Origin of the sequence: Photobacterium kishitanii (assembly GCF_003026355.1) — a bacterium.
GTDB classification, from domain to species: Bacteria; Pseudomonadota; Gammaproteobacteria; order Enterobacterales; family Vibrionaceae; genus Photobacterium; species Photobacterium kishitanii.
The window spans coordinates 1-944 of sequence record NZ_PYON01000046.1 but is presented as its reverse complement, the minus strand read 5'-3'; the positions used below and the strand labels follow the sequence as shown (position 1 = coordinate 944).

The following is a 944-nucleotide window of genomic DNA, read 5'->3' as shown; positions in this document are numbered from 1 at the left end:
CTTCCGGCGAGGGAGTTTTTCACTCCCTTTATCGTTACTCATGTCAGCATTCGCACTTCTGATACCTCCAGCACACTTTACAATGCACCTTCAACGGCTTACAGAACGCTCCCCTACCCAATGTGAATAAATTCACATTGCCGCAGCTTCGGTGTATAGCTTAGCCCCGTTAAATCTTCCGCGCAGGCCGACTCGACCAGTGAGCTATTACGCTTTCTTTAAATGATGGCTGCTTCTAAGCCAACATCCTGGCTGTCTGAGCCTTCCCACATCGTTTCCCACTTAGCTATAACTTTGGGACCTTAGCTGGCGGTCTGGGTTGTTTCCCTCTTCACGACGGACGTTAGCACCCGCCGTGTGTCTCCCGGATATTACTTACTGGTATTCGGAGTTTGCAAAGGGTTGGTAAGTCGGGATGACCCCCTAGCCTTAACAGTGCTCTACCCCCAGTAGTATTCGTCCGAGGCGCTACCTAAATAGCTTTCGGGGAGAACCAGCTATCTCCGAGTTTGATTGGCCTTTCACCCCTAGCCACAAGTCATCCGCTAATTTTTCAACATTAGTCGGTTCGGTCCTCCAGTAAGTGTTACCTCACCTTCAACCTGCCCATGGCTAGATCACTCGGTTTCGGGTCTAATCCTAGCAACTATGACGCCCAGTTAAGACTCGGTTTCCCTACGGCTCCCCTAAACGGTTAACCTTGCTACTAAAATTAAGTCGCTGACCCATTATACAAAAGGTACGCAGTCACCCAACAAGTGGGCTCCTACTGCTTGTACGTACACGGTTTCAGGTTCTATTTCACTCCCCTCACAGGGGTTCTTTTCGCCTTTCCCTCACGGTACTGGTTCACTATCGGTCAGTCAGGAGTATTTAGCCTTGGAGGATGGTCCCCCCATGTTCAAACAGGATATCACGTGTCCCGTCCTACTCGATTTCACTAA

At 49.9% G+C, this 944-nt stretch carries 1 rRNA gene; it reads right to left on the bottom strand.

The features are described 5' to 3' along the window. A 23S ribosomal RNA gene (locus C0W29_RS21415) occupies nt 1-944 on the bottom strand; the annotation flags it as partial.